Source organism: Paraburkholderia sp. SARCC-3016 (genome assembly GCF_031119615.1).
Lineage (GTDB): Bacteria > Pseudomonadota > Gammaproteobacteria > Burkholderiales > Burkholderiaceae > Paraburkholderia.
The window spans coordinates 1-1211 of record NZ_JAVHZD010000092.1; the positions used below are offsets into that span (position 1 = coordinate 1).

Here is a 1211-nt window from a genome sequence, read left to right on the forward strand (position 1 = left end):
TGAAGTTGACCCGCGAAAACGGACACCTATCCTTTTGATCAGGAGGTGCCGATGATGGGCAAGCATCGTACCCCGTACCCGGCGGAATTCCGGGCGCAAATGGTTGAGCTGGTGAAAGCGGGGCGCAGGCCTGAAGAGCTGGAGAAGGAGTTTGAACCGACCGCGCAGACCATTTACAGCTGGGTGGCGCAGGCCGATCGTGACACAGGTGTGCGTCATGACGGACTGACCACGGCCGAGAGGCAGGAACTGACACGATTGCGTCGTGAAGTTCGACAACTGAAGACGGAGCGCGACATCCTCTCTCACGCGGCGGCCTGGTTCGCGAGGGAGACGGGATCCATTCCACCGAAGGGCGGTACGGATTCATGAAGGCGAACCGGGCCCGCTGGCCCATTGCCACGATGGCACGACTGTTCGGGGTCTCGACGAGCGGTTACTACGCGTGGCTGATACGCGAACCATCGCGCCGCACATGCGGCGATGCGCAACTGCTCGCGCGTATCCGTGCGTTACATGCGAGCTCGCGCGGCACGTACGGGGCACCGCGTATTCATGCGCAACTCACGCGCGAAGGCGTGCACGTTGGACGCAAGCGGGTCGCGCGTCTGATGCGTATGGCAGGGCTATGTGGCGCGAGTCGGGGCCGCTGGCCACGTACGACGCGTGCACGTGCGGGAGCCCGGCGAGCATCGGATCTGGTACGCCGGCACTTCAGCGCTGACGCAGTGAACCTGCTGTGGGTGGCTGACGCGACCTACGTGCCGACCGGTGAGGGGTTCCTCTATCTGGCCGTGGTACTGGACGCATTCAGCCGGCGCATCGTGGGCTGGGCGATGTCGAACCACCTGTACACGGAACTGATGCTGCGTGCGCTGGACATGGCGCTGCTGCAGCGACGCCACGAAGGCGTCATCCTGCATTCTGATCAGGGCTGTCAATACACGTCCATTGCCTTTGGCAAGCGCTGTCGCGAAGCGGGTGTACAGCCATCGATGGGGACAGCGGGCGATGCGTATGACAACGCGATGTGTGAGTCGTTCTTCGGAACACTCGAAGCCGAACTGCTCGGTCGAGAACACTTCGCTACCCGCGAGCAGGCGCGGCGACGCATATTCTCCTTTCTGGAAGGCTGGTACAACATCCGTCGCCTTCACAGCAGCATCGGCTATTGCTCGCCGCTCGAATTCGAAAACCTGCATGCGCAGGAA

The 1211-nt window shown here is 62.3% G+C and carries 1 protein-coding gene; it reads left to right on the top strand.

The genetic code is table 11. The features are described 5' to 3' along the window. Positions 1–54 precede the first annotated feature (54 nt). Positions 55–1211 (top strand): IS3 family transposase gene (locus QYH69_RS35820; protein ID WP_308836334.1). Its coding sequence is split into 2 segments (ribosomal slippage), with 1158 coding nucleotides annotated over them: positions 55–313 and positions 313–1211; the frame shifts between segments, so codons are not numbered across the junction. This gene is flagged as partial in the annotation.